Origin of the sequence: Paractinoplanes brasiliensis (assembly GCF_004362215.1) — a bacterium.
GTDB lineage: Bacteria > Actinomycetota > Actinomycetes > Mycobacteriales > Micromonosporaceae > Actinoplanes > Actinoplanes brasiliensis.
In genome coordinates this window covers 890,387-914,160 of sequence record NZ_SNWR01000001.1, presented here as the reverse complement: position 1 = coordinate 914,160, position 23,774 = coordinate 890,387, and the positions used below count along the sequence as shown (strand labels likewise).

General features: G+C 65.3%; 1 protein-coding gene. It reads right to left on the bottom strand.

Annotated elements, in window-relative coordinates; all coding sequences use genetic code 11:
• Window positions 1-158 precede the first annotated feature (158 nt).
• Entirely contained in the window at window positions 159-23,759 is a 23,601-nt protein-coding gene (locus C8E87_RS03615; RefSeq protein WP_133871765.1) for a hypothetical protein, read from the bottom strand.
• Window positions 23,760-23,774: the final 15 nt, after the last annotated feature.

Genomic DNA, 23,774 nt, shown 5'->3' with positions numbered 1-23,774 from the left:
ATTGAGCCGTACGACGGAACGTTCGTGCACCACCTCGGCACGGCTGTCGACTCGGCAGCGAGCGCAGAGCCACTCCCACCCCGGGCCCAGCGCAGCCAGATCCGGCTCGTACCGCGTCAGGGTCTCCCGGCCGTCCTGCCTGATCCTCACTGGGCCGATCAGTCCAACCACACGATGACCAACCTCCGCTGGTCGTTGGTCAGGCGCACTTCGATCATCGAGGGGCTGTCCGATTCCGTGGCGGTACCTCGATCCACCTTCCTGATCTTGACCAGGTCGGCCAGGACGGGGAGATTGGTGCCGTCGAGAAATGTGCCGAGACTGATCAAGACCCCCCAGATCTCCGGTCCGGATTTCTTCAGGGCACCGGTCATGGCCTGGTTCAAGTATCTCGTGACGGCGTCGACGCGTTGCTGGCCGGCGTTTGAACCTGGTCGGTTGCCGCCGCCCTCGATGGATACTTCCACCCTGGGCCGGCCTTGGGCGTGCACCCGCAGCGCGTCTTGCACGATGCCGAGCGCCGCGGCGGAGATCTGATCTTCTTGTTGCCTGGTGAGGCCCGTCTGTCGCTTGCCGAACGCGATGTGCAGTGGATTGTCGCGGACGCGTGGTCGAGCGCCACTCGAACCTTGAACTTTGCGATCGATCGCTCGGTCGACATAGCTGGAGAAGGCGCCCCGCCGCCACCGGCCGAGTCTCGTGGATTCCGTGTCGATCGGCAGACCAAGAAGATCGAGAACGGGTCGAGGAAGCGCGATGGCGACGAGATCGCCCTCGTACGGCTGGCGGCGAACCACGTACAGATCGTCGCTGTCGGAGCTCTGGTCGCTGTCAGCATCGTCTGGATAGTCACCTTCGAGGCGTTGGAAGGTAACCGTCGTAATGCGTTCCCACATCTCGGGCCAACGGCTGAAGACCTTTGCCACGATGGTCCACCCAGCGGCGGGATCGGCCATCCGGTCGATCATCGGCCGCACCGCGAAGAGGTTCAGATCGCCGTCGCGATTGATGAGGTCACGGGCCAGATACGTGACGGCGCGTCGAACGAGCATCAACTCCTCGGCCTCGGACAGGGTCCTCTTCGGGGCGGACGCGTCGACTCGCCAGCTGTTGACGGCACCCATCCGGATATTGGCCTGATTGAAGTTCGGAAGCCCGTGGCGATTTCCGTAACCGGATCGCTGGGCGAACTCCTCGAGGAGGTCCGGTCCGGTCCGTTCGACGACCGAGCCCGTCCTGATCTTGCCGGTGGGCAGGGTGTAGACGGCCGCCTGGCTCTGCCGGTCGTCGGCTACGAAGTGGAACTCAGGGTTGAGTTCCGCCTGACGCATCGTGTATTTCTCCGCGACAATCTGACGGATGACGGCGAAGGCGGGGTTACCCCGGGTCGACGCCAGAGCGGAGTTGTTGATGATCGTTTCCTCATCGGTGGAGGCGATCTCCACGTGGGCGTGTACAGCGAAGCCATGATGCGCGAGCTTGGTGTCTAGTCCGCGCTCGGTGTGAAAGGTGTTGTCGCCGTCCGTGTAGATGCCACCGATCTCCATGAGCTCGTAGCGCAAGATGTCGCTGGCGGCGGCATAACCGGCCGGAACGCCCTTGGCCCACTCGAGAAGGAACGCGTCGAAATTGTCCATGCGATGGCCGTCGTGGAAGACGTCGAAGACATTGACCACCGAGAAGGCGCCACCGATCTCCCGGCGGGAGAGTGCCGGGACCTGGTGAATATTGTCCCTGGTCAGGTCTGTCCACAAAACCACAGTCATCTTGCCGCCAAGGGATCCAACCATGTCCCGGATGTTGCGGATGAAGTAGTCGGGCGGTGATCCGCCGAACCAGATCGTGTGGACGAGCTGGGGCATGTCCCGGTGCGGAAGGACGGTATCGTCCGATGGGACTTCCGGCTCCCGCTTGGCCCACCGGCTCCCCTCCCTGGCCACCGTCCAGGACTCCGTGGCGGTCGCGTCGACGAGATCAGTGCGCGGAGTCGCTGGGCGGCGGAGATCGAGACCGCGGAGCACGCCCGGCCAGGCTCCCGTGGGGACATTCCGGAACTCGATGCCGTTCGGCGGCGCCGGTGGTAGGCGGCGCAGGTTGAACGGATCCGGCCCGGACAATTCCTCGGTGCGGGACTTCCGGCCGGGGTTCCGGCCAAGCCGATCGCGATCGATCTGCTCGATGAGCTGGTCCACCTTCCGAGTCACCGCGGCGTCCGGAGAATCGGGCTCGACGCCTTCGGCGCCGTACCCCCGGCTCGTCGGCTGGTCGAGAAGCGCCTGAGCCTGAGACGTAGACGGGGTGAGAGAGGGAACAACGTCGCGGACCGTGCCGGTGTCGTCGAGGATCAAGGCTCGGGTCTCCACCGCCGGCCGCGCGAACGGAGAACCTCCGAGTGGGTCCGCGTGGTCGTCGACCTCCGAGATGTGCGAGCCAGGACGCGCCGGGTTCAGGTCCACCAGAACGGTGGTGGGCGCCTGTCCCGGCGTCGACGGGGCCAAGTTGTAGAGAGCGACGGCATGGCCGATCCGGGCCTCGCCCGTACGCGCATCGGCCCTGTCCCCGGGGCGAAGCAGGAGGAAGGCTGTCGAGCCCGGCGGCAGGGTCCGCATCGTCGGAAGCAGGGACTGCCAGCTGTCGGTCAGGGTCCAGGTCGTCGTGGCGCCGAAGGGATTGTGCGGGTGACGAGTGCCGATAGTGAGGTCGTCGTGAGACTCGGTCGCGCGGATGGCAGGGAACAGCCGGCGGCTGAGGACGTTCAGCCGGTTGACGCAAGCGTTGAGGTCGTCGCCGGCGCTGGACTCGACGACCGTTCTCACTTCGGCCTCGAGCCTTGGCCTGGTGAGGGCGGAGTCATCAGCTTCTCGAGCTCGAACCGGCACGCGGCCTTCGTCGTCTGGCCGTCGACCGTCGAAGGCCACCGTTCCCCGGATGCGTCGGGGCGTCACGACAAGGCGGCCGTCGTCGGCATACTTCGCCCGCAAGGCGGTCCCTCTTTCGGACCTGATGGGGTCGGGCTCGATGACCGTGGTGACAGGAGCGTCGGTGCTTTCCGTTCGGGACACTCCCCGTCCGATGGCGGCCGGCGGCTCGAGGTGTCGCATCTCGCCGACTGCCGTGGGGACCTGGCCGACCACAACCTGGGTTTCGCTTCCCAGCCCGGCGGTCCCGGCCCGTTGATCGGTGAGCAACGATTCGCTGACCGGTGCTCCGGTGATGGTGACGCCGCTCGTGAACGGCAGGAAGTAGACCGGGAGGTCGCCGGGCAGGTCGACGATCCGGCCGATTTGTCCGTCGAGCAGGGCGGGTCCGTCTTCCAGGCGCACTGCGTTCACGACGTGGCCCGAACCGTCCGGGATGATCACGACGCCGCGTTCGCCGGGCTCGCTTTCCGCCAGAGCTTGGCGTACGGCGTCGGTCGTGGTGTGTACCGGCCGGAAGCCGTCGGCGGGTCTCGGCACTCCACGTTCCGGATCGTTGGCGTAATTGATGAGGTCGATGAGAGTGAGGGGTTCACTCGGTGGCACCTGGTGGTGAATTTCGCCCCTGGATTGCAGGGACATGTCGGTGCCCATCGCGGCCAGAACACAGTTGGTGGTGAATTCACCGCCCTCGTCTCGCCACTTGTTGACCCCCGACAGCCAGCTCAGGCCAACGGCGGCCGGGTTGACGTCCACCACGGTGACCTGAGCGGATCCTGCCGCACGACCATCCGAGCGCGGAGGCTGCGGGGCCGGGCGCGAGCGATGACGGGAGATGAGGTTGAATCGGCCACTGCTGGTGTAACGAAGGCGGAGAGAACCCATGAGCCCGCCCCGGGTGGCGGCTGGTGTCGGCAGTGCATCACCTTGGTCGTGATCAATCGGCGAACCGGTGCCGTGTGGGGGCTGGAGCCATAAGAACGCAGCTCGACGGTCGCCGTCGCTGGACACCACTGTGCCGGGCACGGTAGACGGGCCACGGCCTCGGTTTCGCACCCGCCACGTGATCCGGTCGGCCGGGACGCCCGATGTGACCAATTCGTCTCGAGCGGCCTCCAGGTGGTGGACGACGGCCGAGGATCGCGCCTGCCCAGCTACCCTCGCCCGGTCGAGGAAGCCACGGATCCTGTTGCCGCCGACCTCGACCTGAATCTCGATCGGGCGCACCGAGGCGATTTCCCGCAGGTTCTGCACGAAAGTTCGGATCTCAGTGGCGTCGCTGTCATCCAGTTCATGGCTTCGCTCGGCGAATTCGATCCGCAGCGGCTCGATCGGGACGAACTCGACCGCGACCTGATCAGCGCTCTGCTCCGGAATGGGTGCTGCTCGGGCGTCGGGCTGGGCAGTTCGGTTCTCAAGTCGGCGCAGCATGGCGGCGACGTATTCCCTGGCGATCCTCGCGTCGTTCTCGAACTCCGGTCGCGCCGACAAGGCAAGGAGATCCTGGTCCAGTTCGCTCAGTGTCCGGGTCGCCGTCTCGACGCTTCTCCGACTGTCCGGGTTCGACGCCCTTCCCACTCCGCTGTCTGCGGCGTGAGCGCCGATGAGGATGTCGGTGGCAGCTTGCCAGGACAGTAGCGTCCGAGCGCCAGGACTTGCGTTCTCCTGGTTTGTCTCGATCCGGCTCAAGGTGGTCAGAAGCGTGTGGAGAGGCCACTTCGAGCTCTCGGGCTGCCACCAGATGGCAGAGTCATAGACATCGCGCGCGTAGTCGGTCAGACCCGGCGAGGTCGAGTTCGCTTGGTGGTTGAGCACGTTGAGAAGCTCGAGGATGAACCGGCCTTCGGAGTAGACCTCCGGCAAGGCCGGCGACCGGTGCGAGGACGACGATCCCGAGGCGGGAGCGCCGGGGGGCCACACGAAGTGGCGGGACCGTGGCGACTGGGCAGCCGCCGATCTGCGCGCGGATCGGGGAGTCCGAGCAGAGTGCGGCGGTCGCAGGGAAAGACGGCTCGGCCGGGACTGAATTGCGGCTGAGGGTGGGCTCTCGAAGTGCGAAGGTGTCATCGTTGAGGTGATGGTGCTCAATGGAGTGAGGCCAGAAGGTCGCGCGGCAACTTGCGCCGGCCGAGGGAATTCCGCAAGACGCCATCCCTGATCCGGTTCCGCGCCCGGATCCAGGGGCTCGAGACCGAGCCGGCGACGCACCACGGCGGGAAGTGGCAGAACCACGACGACGGCGCCTTCATCGCTGTTCACCAAGGTGCGATCGGTGACCGTTCGGATCGCCGGGAGACCCGGGGTCCGCAGGAGAAACTCGACCAGTGCTTCCCATGCGGCATCGGGCTCCGGGAGGCCATTGATGATTGGCGCGATGCTGGTGAGGTGCAGATCTCCCTCGCGATTGTGCAGACCACGAACCAATGAGGTGGCAGCTCGCGCGAGGACCTCGGAGATCTCGTGCGGTGCGTAACTTCGACGGGCTTGGAAAGGATCCGGTGACATCCAACTGTTCGCCGTCCCCATTCCCGGGTGAGTCAGGGCGGGGAAGGCCTTGATTCCGAGCTGACGTCTTAATGTGTGCAGGACGTCCGGACCGGTTCGGGTCATGACGGAGTGTCGGCGAGAGGCCAACATCTGGAAGGTGACAAGCTGGCTGGCGGTTCTGCGATCGGTATCGTTGGCGAGCCGTATTAATTCTCTCTGCGTCTTCGCATAGTTCTGCTGGATCTGGTCGAGATACAGCCGGAAGAACGGGTGATTGCGAGCGCCGAAGAAAGAAGAGTTACCCCAGCCCTGTCCGCCGGGTGCTCTGTGTACACCGTAACCGGACGGGGCTCCGCCGGGACCGGCGCCCTTAGCGAAATGATTGTACAGCTCGACGACCCAGCTCGCGGTTTCCTCTAACCCTTCGCCCAATCCGAAGTCGTGTGTCATCGGCGTGGACCGGAACGGGTTGTCCCCGTCGGTGTACCAGCCTCCGATATGAACCATCAGCAGGACTCTGATGATGTCCGAAGCGGCCGCATAGCCGCGGCCATTCTGTTTGGCCAGTTCGGACAATGCGAAGCGGAAGGCCGGCTCATTGATATCTTCGTGGAACACTTCATGGACATTTACGAGCCGGATCCCGTGGGCGCGGGCCCAGTCCATCATGTCTCGCAGAGCCTCGAAGCGTGCCGCTTGATCAGGAACGAGATCGTCGCGCCCCGCCATACTCCGGGCCCGGATGAACTCGGCCCGGGTGATGTCGGTATAGAGGTTCGTCGTGAAGCCGGCCTCTTCGACCGCCTTGGCCATGGTCGCCAGGTTCCGCCGGAAGTCGTCGGTCGCCTCTGTTCCGCCCAGCGGGGTGCCGAGCCAGATCGCGTGCAGGATCAGTGGCACCTCGAGTGTTTGTGGAAGTACACGAAGTTCCTCCGCCACGTCCTGCGAGTTCGTCCACGACCGTTCTTCTTCCAGCTGGCAGGACCACGTCGAGTAGTCGTTCGCCTCTTCTGCGAGGGTGGCGACGGTCAGCGGCTTCTCGGTCCACCCGGTCGCGAACTCGGGATCGGTCATGTTGAGCCAGGCGAAGAACTCATCAAACTGATTTGTGGCCATCCGGTCGTAGGTGAGATCGGGTGCCATGAACGCTGGGCGGGGCGCCGCACTGAGCATGCCGAAGAGGTCGGGGCCGAGCAGGTCATCTGTCGGGGCGGAGGTGTGAGGCCGTGAAGCTGCGCGTTGGCTGAGGTCGGCCAGAAGCACTGCGGCATTGCCGCTCACGGCGGGCAGGGTGCTACGGGAACGGACTGAAGCGGGCGGCACCACCAAGCGTGGCAGACTCGGCCGTACGCCCTGGGAGTTGCTTCGCGAAGGCAGTGTCGCATCGCGTACGGGCTGAGGCCGGGCACCTCCAGCAGTCCCTCGTCGCCTCGCGTCCTCGTCGAGTTCAGCCGGTTCGGCGACCGTGATCTCGAAGTGATCAGAGTCCCTGACGATCTCGATCTCAGGGTCGGTCTCCGTCCCGAAGTGGTGAGGTGTCTCTTGCCCGTGGGACAGAAGAGTGATCCTCAGTCCCAAGGCGGCGGCCAAGACCGGAATAAAGGTCTCGCCGACGTTCGCCGACCAATTCCGATGCCAGTCCTCGACAGCGTCGTGGATCAGACTCATCTCGCCCGGAGCGGTCGGCGTCGAGGAAAGCGCGCTCAATGTTGCGCGGAGCACGTCGGAAGGTGCATCGAAGAGTGAATGAGGGTTGCCATCGGAGTCGTGGACCTCGGAGACTCCCATCAGCTCCAGTTGCGTGACGAGGTCCGGCCTGGTCGTGTCTCCCGCCAGCGTGTGCATCCGGAGCTGATATGCGATGTGATGAGGAAGCCCGGCCGGGTTCTGTCGGTGCGCATCGAGATACCGCAACGCCAAGATTCGGACGGCTTCGGCAGCTTGACGCGGAAGCGTGAAGACCGGCAGCAAATGATCGGTGTCACGGGCCAGATCGGAGACAGCAAAATCGTCCAGATCACGGCGTACACGGTCGGGGTCCTGGAGCCACGTGTGCAGTTCTGGGCTACCTACGTTGTTCTGCACGAGCAGCCTGCGCACATGGCTAGGATTCGCGCCCACGACACTGTAAAGCTGACAGTATCCGTCGCCCGGCACCCGTACTCGGCGGCGGCCGGGACGGACGCGCTCCGGATCCGGCTGAGGCTCTTCGGTGAGGAGAGCGTCCGGCTCACGGTTCGGAGGTGTCTCGCGATTCTCCCGCGACCGGTCACCGGCGCGAGTTCCAAGGACGGCGGAACTGCCGGCCGGAGGAGCCGATCCGTCGTTGTCGCTGGTGTCCCGTGTGCCGCCCGGGCGCGTGCCGATACGAGGAAGGCCCTCCGTCAAGATGGTGGCGTCAGCGTGCGTTGCCGTCCGGTCGGTGGGGTACCGCCGCCGGCGGTCCGACCGGTTCGAGGTGTCCTCCGAGTTGTCGTCGGCGGTGAGCTCGGATGTCGACTTGCTGGTTTGCGTTGAGCTTTGCCGGCTCGCGAATTCGGTGTCCCAGGTGCTCGTGTCGATGCGGGTGCCGGGAACGGTGATGGGCGTCGGGCCGACGGGGAGGTGGTAGATGGCCTGGGGATCGGCGGGCAGGGCAGCCGGTTGTCCGGTCTGGCCGTCGAGGACGAGGGGGCCTTCCCGGGTCGCGATGATGTTGACGACGTGGGCGGCGAGGGTGCCTTCCTCGATGATCAGGAAACCGTGGGCGTCGGGTTCGCCGTCGCTGCGAGGGATGTAGGCATCGACGAGGGATTGGTAGTCGGCCACCAGGATCAGCTCGTGAGGCTGGCCGGAGGAGGTGTTCGCGTAGTTGAGAGCGAACGCGAAGGGGGCGGTTGTCTCGGTCCGGGGCGCCTGCCAGACGCGATCACCGGTCCAGGACTGGTGCAGGGCGATGGCGGTATAGAGGCAGTTGACGAAGTGGTTGCCGGCCAGAGGGCCGCTCTCGTTCACGTCGGCCAGCCAGGGGTGCTGATCGTGGAGAGCTTCGGCTTTGTCGGTTCCCGTGGCGGCCGGGCGCCACCAGGTCAGGCCGGAGATGTCGCCAGGTGCGGGCTCGCGCCCGGAACCCAACGGGCGATGCTGGGCCCAACCGGCTGGTCCGGTCTGAGGTGGGGGGAAGAAGGCGAAAAGGTTCTGGCCGAGCATCACCTCGGCTGGGGAGAAGGCGGTCTTCACCTGCACGTAGTGATACGGATAGAACCTCAGGAGTGTGCTGAGCGATGTTTGCAGTTGGCGAATCCGTGCCGGCCTCTCCTGATCTGAAGCGGTCAGGGCGGACACGAGGTCGTTCTGGACTGCGCTCCCGTAATGGCCGGCACTGTCGATCAGGTCGGCCGCCATGGCCGTTTGATCCGCTGTCTGTGCCGCCGAGATCAATGCGTTGCGGTCCCGGCTGACCATGTCGTGGTCGCTGAAGTTCCGCATGACCTCCGGATAGGTGATCTTCGGCTGCCCGAAGTAGCGCACCTCAACGGCGACGGTGGGAGGAAGGGCGGTGTTGTTGTAGACGCGCTGTCCGAGGGAGTCGCCGGAGGCGGCCGGCCCGATGTCGAACTTGTGGGGAAGAATAGGAGGATCCTGGTGCGAGGGGGCGAGAACCTCGTCCAGGAGCTGCCTGACGGTTCCGATGACGGTACCCGACTCATTCGTGAGGGTTATCGAGAAGAAATCGATCTGCGCGTTCCATAAACTTTGACTTTGCCGGTAGACGTCGAGGTAATGCGGGTGTTCCTCATGGAACCGGTTGACGAAGAGCTGGCGGATCGTAGTGGCATTGTTGCTCAGGAAGCCATGAACGTCTGCGGCCAGTGCATTTCTGAGCGTTCGAAGCGGCTGCCGGGACACCACGGCCATCCGGCTCTTCAGGGCGCCTCGTCGTTCGACCTGCCATTCCGCCGCCCCGGCGGTCGTGACGAACGTGATGGCCATGACCCCGGCCAAGGAGTTGACGTTCTTGATCGGGCTGAGCGCCGATATCATCCAGGCCTCGGGCCGAGGGAGTCCGAGCTGCTCGACGTAAAGAGCACCGACGTCCTGTCCGAACCTCACAGCCGCCCGGATCAAGCCGTCCACGGGAGTGATCGGCCGGACGTCGACCGCGACTGTCTCGAGGAAGCCGAACAAGCCGCCCAGCGCGACGTCTTCGGTCACCTGGATGTAGAAGGGCGCGTCGATGTGCAACTTGGGATACTTGAAGAAAACCACCTTCTCGTACCCGGGGCGGATCGAGTAATAGTTGCTGGGGAAAGCTTCGTCCAGGGTCTGTCCGTTGGCGCCGGCAGTGGGGTTCGTCAACCGCCTGACGGCGTCGTCCCGCCACATCTGAATCTGTGACACCGCCGGGAGGAACTCGCCACTCAACGCTTGGCCCGGTGAGCTGACGATCTCCGGGATGGAGATGTTGATGGAGTCGTAGGTCGGGTGTGGCGCCGCGTTGGCTGCTACTCGGGCCTCGGGGCTTTCGTAGGGCAGGTTGTCGGTGTCGAGCCAAATCCTCTTGTTGTCGGTCACGATCTTGATCGTGCGGTCATTCGACTCCAGCAGCACTGTCTTCGCCGGGAGCCTCATCTGATTGAGAACCAGGTGGACATTGTGCAGCTCCAGCTCCTCGGCCGAGCCACCGAACTCGTGGGCGGAGGGATCGACGAGGGCGGCCGAGGTGGTGGTCGAGGTGGTGGTCGAGGCAGCCCAGGTACGTCCCGCCGGCTGACCGTGCGGCGCGACCACTCGGCTCTGCCCATCGATGACCATGGCCCGCGTCTCGGTGACGCCGAATCGGCCGTCCGGTCCTCCCGGCCGGTCGGACATCGGATCAGCCGGCTCGATCGCATAGATCGGGTTCCTGCTCTGGGGATCGACACCGCGCAGGCCCTGAGAGGTGTTCTGCCAGGCCCGCACATGGCCCATGTGCCCGTTTCCACGGCTTTCGAGCAGGACGACAGTGGCACCCGGCCCTAGGCCTTCGACGAGACGGTGCAGCGCGTTGTGGTCGTCCACCACAGCCCATCCCGGGCCGGAGACGAGGCTGTTCTGCAAGCCGGCCACCCCGCCCCGGGCGAGAGCGAGATCGTCGAGGGGAACGAGCGGTCGGATGTCGGGGTGCACCAGCCTGATGTAGGCGCCGGCCAGCTCCACACAATCGGTCATCGGCAGCTCGCGCAGCGACCGTTCGCCCACGGCGCCGCCGCCCCGTACGGTCGCCACGACCTGCCCGACGACCGTGCTCAGAGTCTGATCGTCCAGCTGGGCCGGACCGCGAACAGGTGCCGGCCCGGGTAGTTCCTGTGATGGGGTGCTCAGCCCGTGATCGGGCGAGGGAGTGCTGATTGCCGGGACGGTCCGTATCGCCTCCGTCGGGCGGTCCGTCTCGGAAAGTGTGGCGGGTGAACGGGTAGGCAGAAGCACCAAGTTGTCGGCGTGGCGTGCCACCTCGACGCGGGGATTGCCCGGGCCGCCGAAGGACTCCGGTTCTGCGTACCCTGAGCCGGCGGAGGTATTTCTGTCTGTGGGCCTGACTCGGATGCTGAGGTTGAGTGCGGCGGCCAGCAGCGGCAGGAAAGCTTCGCGTATGGTGCCGGTCTGGTCGTTGTGCCAGTTCGCTGTGGCTGTCTTGAGCAGGTCGAATTCTTCCGCGGTTACCGGTGCTCGGCGCGCGTCTTCGTCGTCCGACGGGGTATTTCCGGTCAGTGAGGGGTGGGCCCGGTACGGCGCGAGGATTTCTGGGGGAAGGGTGCTGGGGTCGGGGTGGCTGTCCAGGTAGGCGAGGGCCTTTTCGTGCAGAGCGATGGCGACCTTGCGCGGGAAAGTGTCCGCCGGTAGGAGCCCACGCCCGTCGCGTACTCGCGTGGTGGCGTAGTAGTCGAGGTCGGCCCGCACCCTGGCCGGGTCCGCCAGCCACTCGTTGAGGGCGGCGTACTCCCTGAGTTCTTTCTGTGCTGCCTCGGCCTCGCGTTGCTGACTCCTACGGCGCTCCTCGGACTTCTCGGGTTCCCCGGGTCTTACGGCCGGGGGGTTCGCGATCTGGCGGAGAGCCTGGAGTTCTTCGGGCGTTTTCTCGATGTAGGGGAGCAGATGCTCCGGCCCTGCGCCGATGATGCTGTACAGGTGTTGATAGGCGTCGTGCGGTATCCGTACGGGCCCGTCCGAGGCCGGCAGAGCGCCATTGTTGAACCAGGCTGCCACGTCGGTGGCCGCGGTATCTCCGTACCGGTGCAGAGCGTACGCGATGGCAGTGGCGTCCTCGGGTGTGCGCGGGTCTCGTCCAGCGGCGCCCTGCAGTAGCGCTCGGTGCCGCGCGGGGTCATCGACTTCCATCGCGCGCAGTTCCGCCGCCATGTGTGTCTGTGGAGGCAGAACGGGGCCCCAACTTCCTGTCCACTGCAGCGGCCCGGTCGAGGTTGTGGTCGGCTGTCCATGTTCTTGTGCGGGCGGCGTGAGGATTCGCCCGCCCTTGTTGATCACCTGCACTTTCAGCCCGTCGGTCAACTCCCGGCCGGCGTCGGCCCGGATGTCTCCTCGGCCGCCATCGTGCAGGTCGTAGTAAGAGATCTGGCTGTCAGCGCCGACGTAGAGCAGATAGGCATGGGGCTCGAAGCCCAGGGCTTCACGGCGGACGAACGCGGTCGCTCCCGCCCCGGCTGAAAGGAGCTGACTCTCGATGTCCCACAGAGACTGCGTCGGCCATTCGAGTCCCTGGTCGTCGTAGGGGTCGGTCGCGGAATCGGTCGCGGAGACGCTGTGGTAGTAGATGCCTTGGCGGACGTCGGACAACACAACGGTAGCGAAGTCCTTCTCCGCGCGATGCTGGTCTTTGCCGTCCTGAGGATCGAGACGATGAGAACCTTCACTTGCGCGCGCGACAAGCTGGGCGAAGTCGCCGTGACTCACGGTCGAGGGTAGTTCTCCCCTGTCAACGGTGGTTTCCGTCGTGACGCTGATGTCTACTCTGGTGGTTTTCCTCGAAACTCTGGTGTCCACTCTGGCGGCTTTCGCTTGGCCGAGAAGCCGGCTGACCCATCGCCGTCGATGCTGTGGGCGGGCGACGAGATCGACGACTCGGACAGAAGGCCGCGGCGCGGCGACGGGGCGAGGTAGGACGATGAGTCTGATGCGGGACCATCTGAGCCACTCGGGCCACGACGGCCGGCGCCGCGACCGGCGGACGTCGAGCCTGGCCGTGACCGCCGGCGCTGCCGGCACGGCATTGTTCCGGCGCTGGGTGGTCTTTGCATATGCCACCGCACGGTCTATCCGCCGCTGTCGCAGTCGTTCCCGGTCGAGGCGTGGTCGGCCGGCCTTCGCTCCGCTGCCGGACCCCGAACTGACCGGTGGGAGTGGCACGGCGTCGAATTTCCCGGCGATCAAGTCGTTCTGGTCGTCGAGCTCCGGAGCCGACGACCGGCTCCGATCGCCGGCTGGTGGGCGTTTGCGATTCATCGACTCGGGGCGGACGCTCGAGTCCTCGACGTCCAGAGCTTCGGCGTCGACGGGAACCCCGGCCACCTCGACGATTCCGGATCCGACAGGTAGGTGGTAGACGGCCTGCGGGCGGCGGGGGAGGGAAGCCGGTTGACCAGTGGTGCTGTCGATCACGACGGGACCGTCGGGGGTGGCCACGATGTTGAAGACGTGTGCCGGCCGGCGATCCAGCTTGACGACGAGGAAACCGTGAGCCTCAGGGGTGCCATGGCTGTGTCTTGTCGTGTACGCGTCCGCGACGACTTGGTAGTCGTCGACCCGGGTCAGGGTGCGAGCATTGTCGTCCGGGCCGGCGGTGGAGTTGGCATAGTTGACGGCGTAGATCCAGGGGGTGCGCTCGTCCGGATCTGCGGCCGGCCAGTCGTCGGTGCCGGACCATGACTCGTGCAGTGCGATAGCAGAGTAGAGACAGTTAGCGAATGTGCTGGTGGAGTCCCGGTTGCTGTCGTTGACATCGGGCAGCCGAGGATAGCGGCGACGGAACTCGTCGACGGGGTCCAGCAGCTGCGAGTCGCTCGGCTGCCACCATTGCAGGCCCGAGACGTCGTCGTCGGCGGACTCGCGCCACGCGCCGAGGCCCCCCTGCTCGGTGGAAGCTGCGACGGGGGGCGGAAGCACGGGCTGGCCCAGGAGAGTTTCGGCCGGTTGGAGGGCCACCTCGAGGTAGGGATACATCTCCGGCCGGTCGGCCAGATAAGTGGCGATCGCGGTGCGCAACTTCCCGGCGGGGACGGGCAGTCCGGATACTCGTCGGGATATGGCGATCATCAATTCGGTGGTTACGGCACGCCCTGCGGGTTCAAGGGCCAGCCGGTGCGCTGTAATGGCCACGCCGTCGGCGCTTCGAGCCGCCGCCACGAGCGCTGCCGCATTGTCCTCCAACATCTTCTCATCGCTGTAATTGATCTGAAGCGGTGGATTGAGGACTTTGGGCCGCCCGAAATAGCGGACCTCGATGGCGGCAGTAGGGGGGAGCGGCCCACCGGAGTCCTCGCGGCGGTTCAGGCCGTCGCCGTGATTTGCTTCTCCGATATGGAATGCCTCAGGACGGATTGCTGGTTGGTCGGGTCGAGGGTTGACGGCTTCGAGGAGGAGCTGGCCGACAGTGCCGATGACTTCTTCGTCATCGTTGAGCACGGAGACATCGAACAGCTCGACGGGTGCATCGGCCGGATAGTCGGTGACGTGGTTGTAGTCGGCCGCGAAATTCGGAGTCTGACCGAGGAAGCGATCGCGGTACATGCGCCAGACGTTTTGCCACTCCCGCCGGAGAAAGTTTTTGACATCGGCATCCAAGGATTCTCTCAGGGTGCGCAGGGAATGACGCGGAACGGCCATCATCTTGCTTTTTATCGTTCCGTGCGGCTGTGCTTGATAAAAGGCTGCTCCGGCGGTGACAATATAGGTCAGCGTCATGAGGCCAACCAGTGAAGAGACGGATTCTGAAGCGCTCAGGGCCGACATGTCACCGGATGCGGGCCGAAGTTCTCCGGTCTTTCGCTGTACGAAAAGGGAACCCACCTCTTGACCGAACTCCAGGGATCCCTGCAGGAATTTGTTGGCCGGCTCAAGCGGACGGGCGTGTCGAGCTACCTCTTCGAGGAAGGCATGGAGCCCTGCCAGCGGAACATCTTCGGTGAATTGAACGTACAGGTGTGCTTGTTGGTGAAAGGAGGGGAAACTGACGGCGGTGACGCCGTTCTGTCCCGGTGCGATGTCGAATTCGGTCGGCGGGAACAAATCTGTGAGAGGTGTTCGGTTACTGTCCTCCAGGCCGCGGACCGGTGTCGCCTGGGACAGCCTCCTCAGAAAGTCGTTTCGCGTTTTCTGGATCGTGTCGACTGCTTCCAGGTCGTCCTCGCCTTGGAGTACTTGACCGGGCTGCGTGACGACCTCGGGGACACTGAGGTACATACTCTCTATTGTTGGATGAGGGGACGTACCGTCGGCATGACGTGCTTCCCTGGTGTCGTAGAACTTGCTGTTGGCGCCGACGAAGATCTGTTTTTTGTCAGTGACGAGTTTGACGAGGCCGTCCTGCGAGGTGACCAGTACCGTTTTCGCCGGCAAGTCGACGTTGTCCGGCCCCAAAAGCGCGACTCGGTGGTCCTCGATCTCCTCGGCCAAGCCGCCGAACTGGTAGTTGACGGGGGCATCGAGGAGCGCGGCGGTGGTCGAGGCCGATGGCGAGGCGGTCCAGAGGTAGTTCTCGGACCGGGTCGTGGGGTCGACGACCCTGCTGTGACCATCGATGACGAGAGCCCACGTCTGTACGGTTCCGGCACGGCGATCGGGAGCCGTCACCGGGTACACCGGGTTCCGGCTGTTCTGCGGGTCGACGCCGCGGACTCCGTCGCGGGTGTTCTGCCAGGCGCGGACGTGCCCCACGCGGCCGTCCTGACGGCTGTCCAGGAGGACGACGGTGGCGCCCGGGCCGAGGTCGTCGACCAGGCGGTGGAGGGCTTCGTGGTCATCGACCAGCGCCCAGCCGCGCCCGGCGACCAGGCGGCTCCGCACGCCGACGACACCGCCACGATCCACGGCGACGTCGTCGGCGCTTTCGAGGGGCCTGCGCCTCGGATGCACCAGGCTGACGTAGGTGTTGGCCAAAGCCACACAGTCGGTCATGGGGAGCCCGTCCGACGATTGCCGGTCGGCGGGGTCGTCCCCACGCACCGCCCCCACCACCTGCTGCACGACACCGCGTAGCGACGTGTCATCGAGTTGGCTGGGTGCGATCTGGCCGGGTGACTCCCCCCAGGCTTCGCGGGCCCGGTCCGCAGGTGAACGCGTTGAGTCACCGGAACCGGCCACCGACACGACTGGTGTAGCGGTCGACGAAGCGGTTGTCTCGAAGGCGTCGCCAGCGTCGAACACCGTCCCGAAGGGCACTACCTTGACGGTTCCGATCGCATTCTCGGCGGTCGGGTCGGCGGCGGACTCGTCGACGGACAACTGCGGGGGCTGAGAGGACGTGTCGACCGGACGGAGTGTCCCGTGGGTGGAACCTAGTTGTCTCGACAGCGCAGCGGCCGCTCGGGGCCCGTTGACGTCGTATTCCGCGGCCACAATGGTCGTGAACGCTTCGAGCAGGTCGCGCTGAGCGGTCTGCCGGGCGGTGGCCTTCCCGACAATCAGCGGTCGCTGATGGTCCATGGCGATCTGGAACGCGGCCCAGGATCGCACCTCGTCGTGTGTTCTGGTTCGGCGCCCGACCAGATCGAGGTGGTGGTTCGCCTCGGCCAGCCGTTGGCGGGCCGGGCCGGTCAGTTCAAGCCGTCCACCGGTTTCGTCGTCGGCCCAGTCTCCCTTCTCGTACAGCGTGGTGATGAGCTCGTTAGGGGTGGTGACGTTCTCGCCCACGACATTGCCACCGACGGCCGCCGATACCAGTTGAGTGGCGAATACAACGCAATTCTGTTGCAGCAAATGGTAATCGGAACCCTTGCGCCCCTCGATGTACTCGACGGCTCGGGCCAGCTGCTGACCACTGATGTTGTACTGCTTGAGGACTCGCGTCTTGGGGGCCGTCACATAGGTGTTGTCGTCCTTGATGGCGCCCTGGGCGCCGAACAAGCCTCGGTGCGGGTAGAACCCGAGCGCGACCTGCTCGCCGCCGGGCAGCCGGAAAGCAACCACCGCGTGTCCCGGGCTGAAGTCGCCCGAGACGGCCCGGAGCGGCGCGGCCAGCAGGACGAGATCGACGTGCTGCAGCCGGCCGCTTCGCGCCTGATCGACGACTCTGCGCAGTGGCTCGGTGATCTTGTCGTAGGTCTTCTCCCAGTCCTGGGCGTCGATCCTTTCCAGCTCCTCCGGCGCGGCGTAGGGGGTGAAGTCCCGAAGGGTTCCGTGGGACCGGCCGAGGTTCTGGGAGAGGACCCGGGCCGCCTTCCGTGATTGTTCGAGACTTTCGGCGGCGACCAGGGTGGTCAGATCTTCCAGGAACCGCAGCTGGTTGCTCTGAGCCGTCGTCGGTGGGCCGATGATCTCGGGGCGCTGATGGTCCACCGCGATCTGGTGACGAGCCCAGACCAGAGCCGAATCTCGCTCGGCCGCGGCCCGGTCGGCCAAGGCCAGTTCGGCTGGTTCGAGAGCCAGCTGGTGCTCACCCTCGAGAGTGGTGTCCGGCCGGGCGCCGTGCGACCACGTCCGGTTCGAATGGGCCCGCATCGCGTCGACGAACTCCGGAACGGTGGCCTTCTTGTTGATGTCGGTGATCGGCGCCCCGCCGGCGGCTCTGAGGAACCTTCGTGCGAACTCGGCGTCGCCGTCACGAAGCGAGCGGGCCCAGACCTCGGGGATGTTGTCGTTCTCGTCGTTCTTCTCGCTGAACGCGACCGCGCGAGCCAGCCCTTGGGCATTCACGGAGGTGACGGCGAGAACTGTCGAGGACTCCTGAAGAATCGGCTTGTCCAGATGGGACGAACCGAGGTTCACGGGCTCGGGCCGGCCAGGGAGGCGGACCGCCAACCACACGCGATCCTTCGCCGGGGAGGCCATCAGCACTAGATCGATGGTGGCTTCGTCGTCCGTGCCCACCGCGGACAGGTCCTTCAAGGGAGCTAGCCGCGCCGACAAGATCGCCGCGGCGTCCGCGTCCCGGACGTCCTCTTCCCAAGGAATGACAGCCGGGTCCGAGGCCTGGATGCCAGCGGGATCGCGTTGGCTACCGCGTGCATCGGACGGGGCCGGAGACGCCTCGGTCCGGGTTCGCGGCAGGCCGAACCGCCTCATCATGCCGGCGGTACGGCTTCCGGCAGGGTCGACCAGGGCGGCGCTGAGGTCAGTGCGGGCGATCGGTTGCACGCTGGACGAGGGCTGCCCGCTGTTCACATCGAACTGGCGCAGCTTGCCGCCAAGCATCGGCACCCGCAGGTTCCGGGCCAGGCGCCGAGCCGGTTCCGGAAGTTCACCGGTGGTGGTGAAGGTGACCTGGCGGTGCGCCGGGTCGGCCTGGGTGTCGAGCAGTTCCAGAGAGTTGTCGGACCGTCGTTGCACGAGCACGAGGTGCTGGGGGTCCTGCGATCCATCGAGCCAGACCGGTGTCGCCTGGCCCCGTTCGAGGGCGTCGAAGGCAGAGAGCCCGGACGGCCCGAACACGCCACCGATCCGGCCGGCGACGTCGGCGGGAGTGGGCTCTCGGTCGTCGACTGCGGCGAGCTGCTGAACCTTGGCCGCACTCATGGCCCGACCGACCCGGGCCACGCAGTCCGGGCTCCGTTGATCCCAGGCCTCGAGTTTCGCCACGGCTGCACCGAGTGCTGACGGTAGTGGAGGAAGCTTCGGCCGCACGCCGCGGAGGCCCCCGAACGGCGCCGGCGGGGTCGTGTGGTGGTCGGAGTTAGCCCTGGGCGGCTGAGATGATCTTGTTGTAGCAGGGCTTCTGAGCGGCAGACTCGTGGATCTGGGCGCTGAGCGATCCGTCTCTGGGCTGATTGGTTGATTCGCCGGACGTAGAGGCAGTGGGCGCCTCGGTCGGTTGATTGACGGAGCTGCATTCTGCCGAGGCGGGCGCGGCAGGCTCGGTTGCTGTTCTTGCCCGATATTACCGTTCCCGGGTGGTGCGGGCAGCCGCCTCATCGAGACGTTTTCTCCACTGGTCGCCAGAGGAGAGTTCTTGGACGGAGAACGGTGTTCGTAGACCTTCGGCCTGCTGACCTTCAGACTGTCGGGGACGGCGATCACACCGTCGGGGGTGTACTCGGTGCGCAGGGGTTGGTGGGGGCTGCCGTCAGGCTCGTCGGTGAGGGCAGAGTCGTAAATCGTGCGAGGTAAAGGCTGGGGCGCGGGGGCAAGCCGAGCAGCTTCGTTGTCGATTTCGTCGGAGAAACTCCAGTACTGATAGTGTTCTTGGAATTGATGCAGCCGGAGGGCGTTGGCGGGCTCGTCGGGCAGGTTGCCGAAACTGTCTCTTCCGACTGACAGGTCCTCGAACTGTAGGCCGAAAGAGAAAGATGTAACATTGAACTCGCGTTCGATGGAGATCGGTACTTCCAAAGCGAAGGAAAGGATGGGAAGAAATGTTTCCCCGATGCTGGTGTGGTACCTTTCCTTCCAATTTTTTACGCCATCACTGATCTCTTCGAACTCGGCCTCATCCACCCCTCCGGCCTTATTTGTATAATAGTCGAACACCATGCTCCGCAATTCATCATGCCAGTCTTGATCATTATCGCGACCGTTCGGTGTGACGTCGAGGCCGATCTCGCGCACTTTCTCGATCAGCGGTTGGATTCGGTCCCCCATCGCCAGATCGATTCCGAAGTTATGCCGGTAGATCTTTACGATTTCTTCCGGCAGTGCGGTCGAGTTGTTGCGGTATCTTTCAATGGTATTGATGATGTAGCGGTGGAGGGCTTCGGCTGCCCGTAAGGGCAGGTCGTCGGCGGGCCGATTTCCCTCGGAGCCTCGGGCGGCGCTGTTTTCCAGATCGGCGCGCACGCGCGCCGTGTCTTGCAGCCAATTCAGTACCTCGGAGTCGGCCCAAGTGCCCACCGCGAGTTTCTGGTGCACCAGCGAGGGGTTGGAGCCGATAGCGCTGTAGAGCTGGCAGTATCCGTCGGCGGGGACTCGTCGTAGGCGCGCTCCGCTGAGACCGGGTTGAGCCGGCGGCATTGCGGCAACGTGAGTATCTTGCGGGCGGGATTGATCAGGGATGCTATTTTCAGCCACGTTCTGGCTTCTAGAAAATGCGGCTTCTACTGATCCCGGCGGGATGAGGTCGAGCACGGACTGCACGGATCGATGGAGCTGGTCCAAATACGTTTGCCGGGCTCGTAGTCGCCTGTCTCTCGCCAATTGTCCGGTACGGTGGGCGCTTTCCGCCGGAAGTGTGCTCGGATCTATTCCCCTAGGAATCTCTGATCCCGGGTCCCTGAGTTTGATCTGTTCCGGTACTACGATCCTGGCGTTGGTCAGTTGCTCACTGAGGCCAGCTAGGTGGCTGCGCAGCTGGGCGCGGTTCCTCTCGCCCACTTCCGGGCCGTCGACGGCAGATTCAAGCCAGGTCAGGTCGGAGTGGGCCTTTTCGATCAACGACCGCGCGGCGTCCTTGTCGGCCAACCAGTCTGGAACGACCATGCTGTCCCTGCCGAGCCGCTCGTGCAATTCCTGCACTGCTGATGATTTGTGCAATGGGTCGAGATGGCGCTGGGCCCCTCTTCTCCGGCCGCCATCCTCCAAGAATGTGACGACCCCGTCCAAGTATGTTGAAAAGACGTTCTTCGGGTCGACAAGACTGTCGCCGGTCATGGCTGCGGAGGGCGCACTCTGCAGATTCCCCGACGTCAACACAGCCTGCTGTTTTTTCAGTGCTGCCACCAGGGCGGTGAGCCGGTGCTCAGGTCCGCGGCCCGCGTACTTCTGCGATCCTGGGTCGAAGATCGACCGGACCTCCCGGCTTACGCCTGGATCCATGACATTCGAGAAACGCGCGCTCGAGTCGCTGTCGCCGGGCAGGTAGTTCTCGAAGAACCTCTCAACTTCTTGATCTTGCAGTACCTGACGTACCCATGCTTGCCCTTGGCGTTCCGCGAGAAGGTGGTCGAGCTGGTCATCGCTGTAGCCGGTCATGATCGCGTAAGCGACCGTGTCTCTGTCCTCTATGTAGAGTTGCCGGGCCGGCCAGTCAGCTGGAGGCTTCCCGAGGTGCTCAGCGGCCTGACGGCGGAGGAAATCGCGTCGGCTGGAACGCTCCAGCTCCGCAGTCATCGCCGGGAACGGCGGCAGCTGCGGACGCCGGCGTCCGGTGTCCCGAGGCCGCGCACCAGTCGGCCCGGGTCGATCTGAGCCGGCGACCGACCCGTCCGTAGCTGCGCGCGGCGGCAGCACCCGAGCGGCTGAAGAGTTGCTCCCTGCCGTAGCCGAGTCGTTCGCGCCGCTGACGGCGGTGTCTGCTTCCTTGGCTGCGTTTTCGGGTGTGCTGGCTGACCGTGCCTGCGCCGCCCGGCGCCGCGGCTGCAGTGGCGCTACTACTACGGGCTGCGCTGGTGTCGGCAGGGGTCGTGGTGCGGGGGGTGCCGGGTGGGCGGGTTGTGGGTGGCTGGAGTTGTCCAACGGGGTGGTGGCGCTCGTGCTGGCCGCTTGGTTTGCCGGTGTCGGCAGGGGTCGCGGTGCGGCGAGTGCCGGGTGGGCGGCTTGTTTATGGCCGGACGTGTTCAGCTCCGGGTTCCGGCGCGAGGCCCCGTGGCGTGTGCTTGAACTTTTACCGCGTTCCCTCGGTCCGAAATCTTCCTTCGTGCCACCTCCGAGTAGCGCTGGTCGTCGGTCGCGTTCGACCTCGTATCTGTTGGTCAAGTCGGCTGCGAGGGCTGTGGCGCCGGGAATGTCGTTGGGTGCATCGGCCAAGTGAGCAGCGACGATGGCGATCATGGTCCAGCCGATGTCGCTGCCGTCGAACCGGTTGTTCGGTTGGGTGTGTGGGCCGACGAGGACGCGTTGTTCTGCAAGGATCTTTTGGGCCTCGTGGATCCTGCGCTCGAAGGGGGTGCGCTGGGCGGCCGGCGTGCTTTCGACACGGTCGGGCAGCTTGTCCATGGCTTGGGCTGCTCGTGTGAGTTCGTGTTGGAAGTCCGCCGCGATGTCGCCGGTGAAGGCCCGGCCGGGGCCGGGCGCGAGACGGTCATTTCCGCGATGGTTTTCGGCCGCCGGGGGCATCGGCTCCGTGGACGGGTCAGCCTGCAGCCGCGCGGGTTGCTGTGTCGAGTCGGCTTGGCCGTGCTGAGCGGGCTGGTCTTCGTGGGCGACGGGTTCGGGGGTGGTCAGCGGTGTGACGGGCGTATTGGTGGCTGTGTTGATGGTCTCGGCTGTCGGGGCGGGAACGAGGACGGAGTCCAGCCCAGCCAGTCCGGTCTGGGCCGGTGTGGTGTTCGGCTGGGTGAGGTCGGCCGGTTGTTTGGCTGAGGTGTTCGTGGTGGCGGGGTGGGAACTACCGGTGGTGGTGGCCGAGGGGGGCGCGCTGGCCGCGATCGCGGCGGCGGATGAGGTGGCGGCCGTGGCGGGCAGTGGGGTGCTGGTCGCGACGTCGAGTCCGGATAGTCCTGGTGGCTGGTTCGGTGACGAGGGCGCGTCGGCTGGTGATGCTGTGCCACCCGCGGGGGTGTTGGCGGGCGATGCCGTGGTCGTGGTGCTACCTGAGCCTTCACTGTTGTTGTCGCTGGTAGCTGACGTGCCGGCCGTTACGGAATCACCGGTGGTGGATGGGCCGGGCCCGTTGGCCGCACTGCCGTCCGCGGCGGCGTTGCCACTGGTGGTGGGGGAACTGCCGGGTGCGTCCGTGCCGCCGGTCGGATAACCGCTGGTGGTGGAGGTGCCACCGGTGGATCCGATACCGATCGGAGGATTTGCCGTTGTGGTGGGGTTGGCGCTGGGGTTGTTGATGGTTGCTGGAGCGGCGCTGGTGGCGGGGAAGTCGTCGGTGGCGGGGTTTGCGGTGTTGCTCGTAGCCGGGGCTGTGCCTGTTGCCGTTGCGCTGTTCGGAGTGGAGGTGCTGTCGCCGGATCCGTGGTTGGTTGTGGGGGTGGCCATTGCGGGGGCGTCGATGACGGTTGCTGGGTTCGTGTTGGTGGTGGTGCCGGTCGGCTGGGGGGCGCCGTCGGTGGGGGTGCTGCCCGTGGTCCCGCGATCGCCGGTGGTGGAGGTGCCGCCGGTGGTGGGCTGGCCCTCCGTGCCGGTTGCGGCGTCGGCGCCGGGTTCTGCGCCGGGTTCTGCGTCGGCTCTTGTGCCTGTATTGGTGTTGTTGTTGGGGCCTGAGCCGGGTTCGGTGTTGTTGTTGTTGGGGGTTTTTTCGGGTGTGGGGATGAGGGTGAGGGGGGCGGTGGTGGCGACGCCGATGAGGTAGGAGGAGGAGAGGGTGGCGCCGGGGTGGAAGCTGCCGCCGCCGGCGATGGTGTTGATGGTGCCTTCGGCGAGTGTTTCGGCGATGGCGGGCAGGATGTTGGCGATGAGGACTTTTTTGATGTCCTTCATGTTTTTGGTGCTGGCGATGTAGGTGGCGGTTTTGTCGCCGACGGTGATTTTCAGGGTGGTGCGGCCGGCGTGGGTGTAGGCGGTGATGAAGCCGGAGGTGGCGGCGCCGAATGCGCCGGAGACGGCGATTTTGGTGATGTCGAGGCCGCCGCGTTTGTTCTCGACGATCTGGATGGTTTGGGCGGCGCCTTCCTGGCCGGCTTCTTCGAGGAATTCGTCGATGGCTTGGACGGTGGCGCCTTTGGCCAGATGTCTGGCTTTTTCCCCGGTGGTCATGTCGGCGAATTTTTTGCGGGCGGCTTTCTCGCCGGCTTGGGGGAGGCCGCGGGTGACGGTGACTCCGAACAGTGATTTGGCGATGTTGTCGTTGACGGTGTGCAGGCGTTTGGTGAGTGAGGTGCGCAGTTCGTCGAGGGTTTCTTTGATGGCTTTGCGGCCTGCGGCGATGATGGCGGGGGCGGCGGCGGCGCCGAAGCCGGTGAGCATGGCTTTGAAGATTTCCAGGACGGTCCAGAACGCGACGATGAGGACGACGTATTGGGCGGCTTCGGTGTCCAGGGCGAATCCGTCGGCGGCGCCGGCGAGTGAGGCGGCGATCTCGCTGACGGCGGGTAGGTCGCGGGTGATGGTGGCGGCGTAGGTGTCGAAGGCGTCGGCGGCGTCGCCGGTGAGGTGTTGCGGGACGTTGCGGGCGAGGGTGGCGGTGTGGCCGGTTTGCTGGTTGACCATGGTCACGGTGTTGATCAGGTCGGTGGCCATGGCTCGGACGGCGGCGATGTCGGCTTTGGGGAGTTGTTCGCCCACGGTGTAGAGGACCGCGTCGTAGACCCATTGGTAGTCGGGGTCCTCGATGTGGATGTTGACCATGGGGATGCCTGCCGT

What these genes read in the sequence shown, in the direction of transcription:
- C8E87_RS03615 (WP_133871765.1), bottom strand. Translation starts at nt 23,759, where the DNA reads ATGGTCAACATCCACATCGAGGACCCCGACTACCAATGGGTCTACGAC.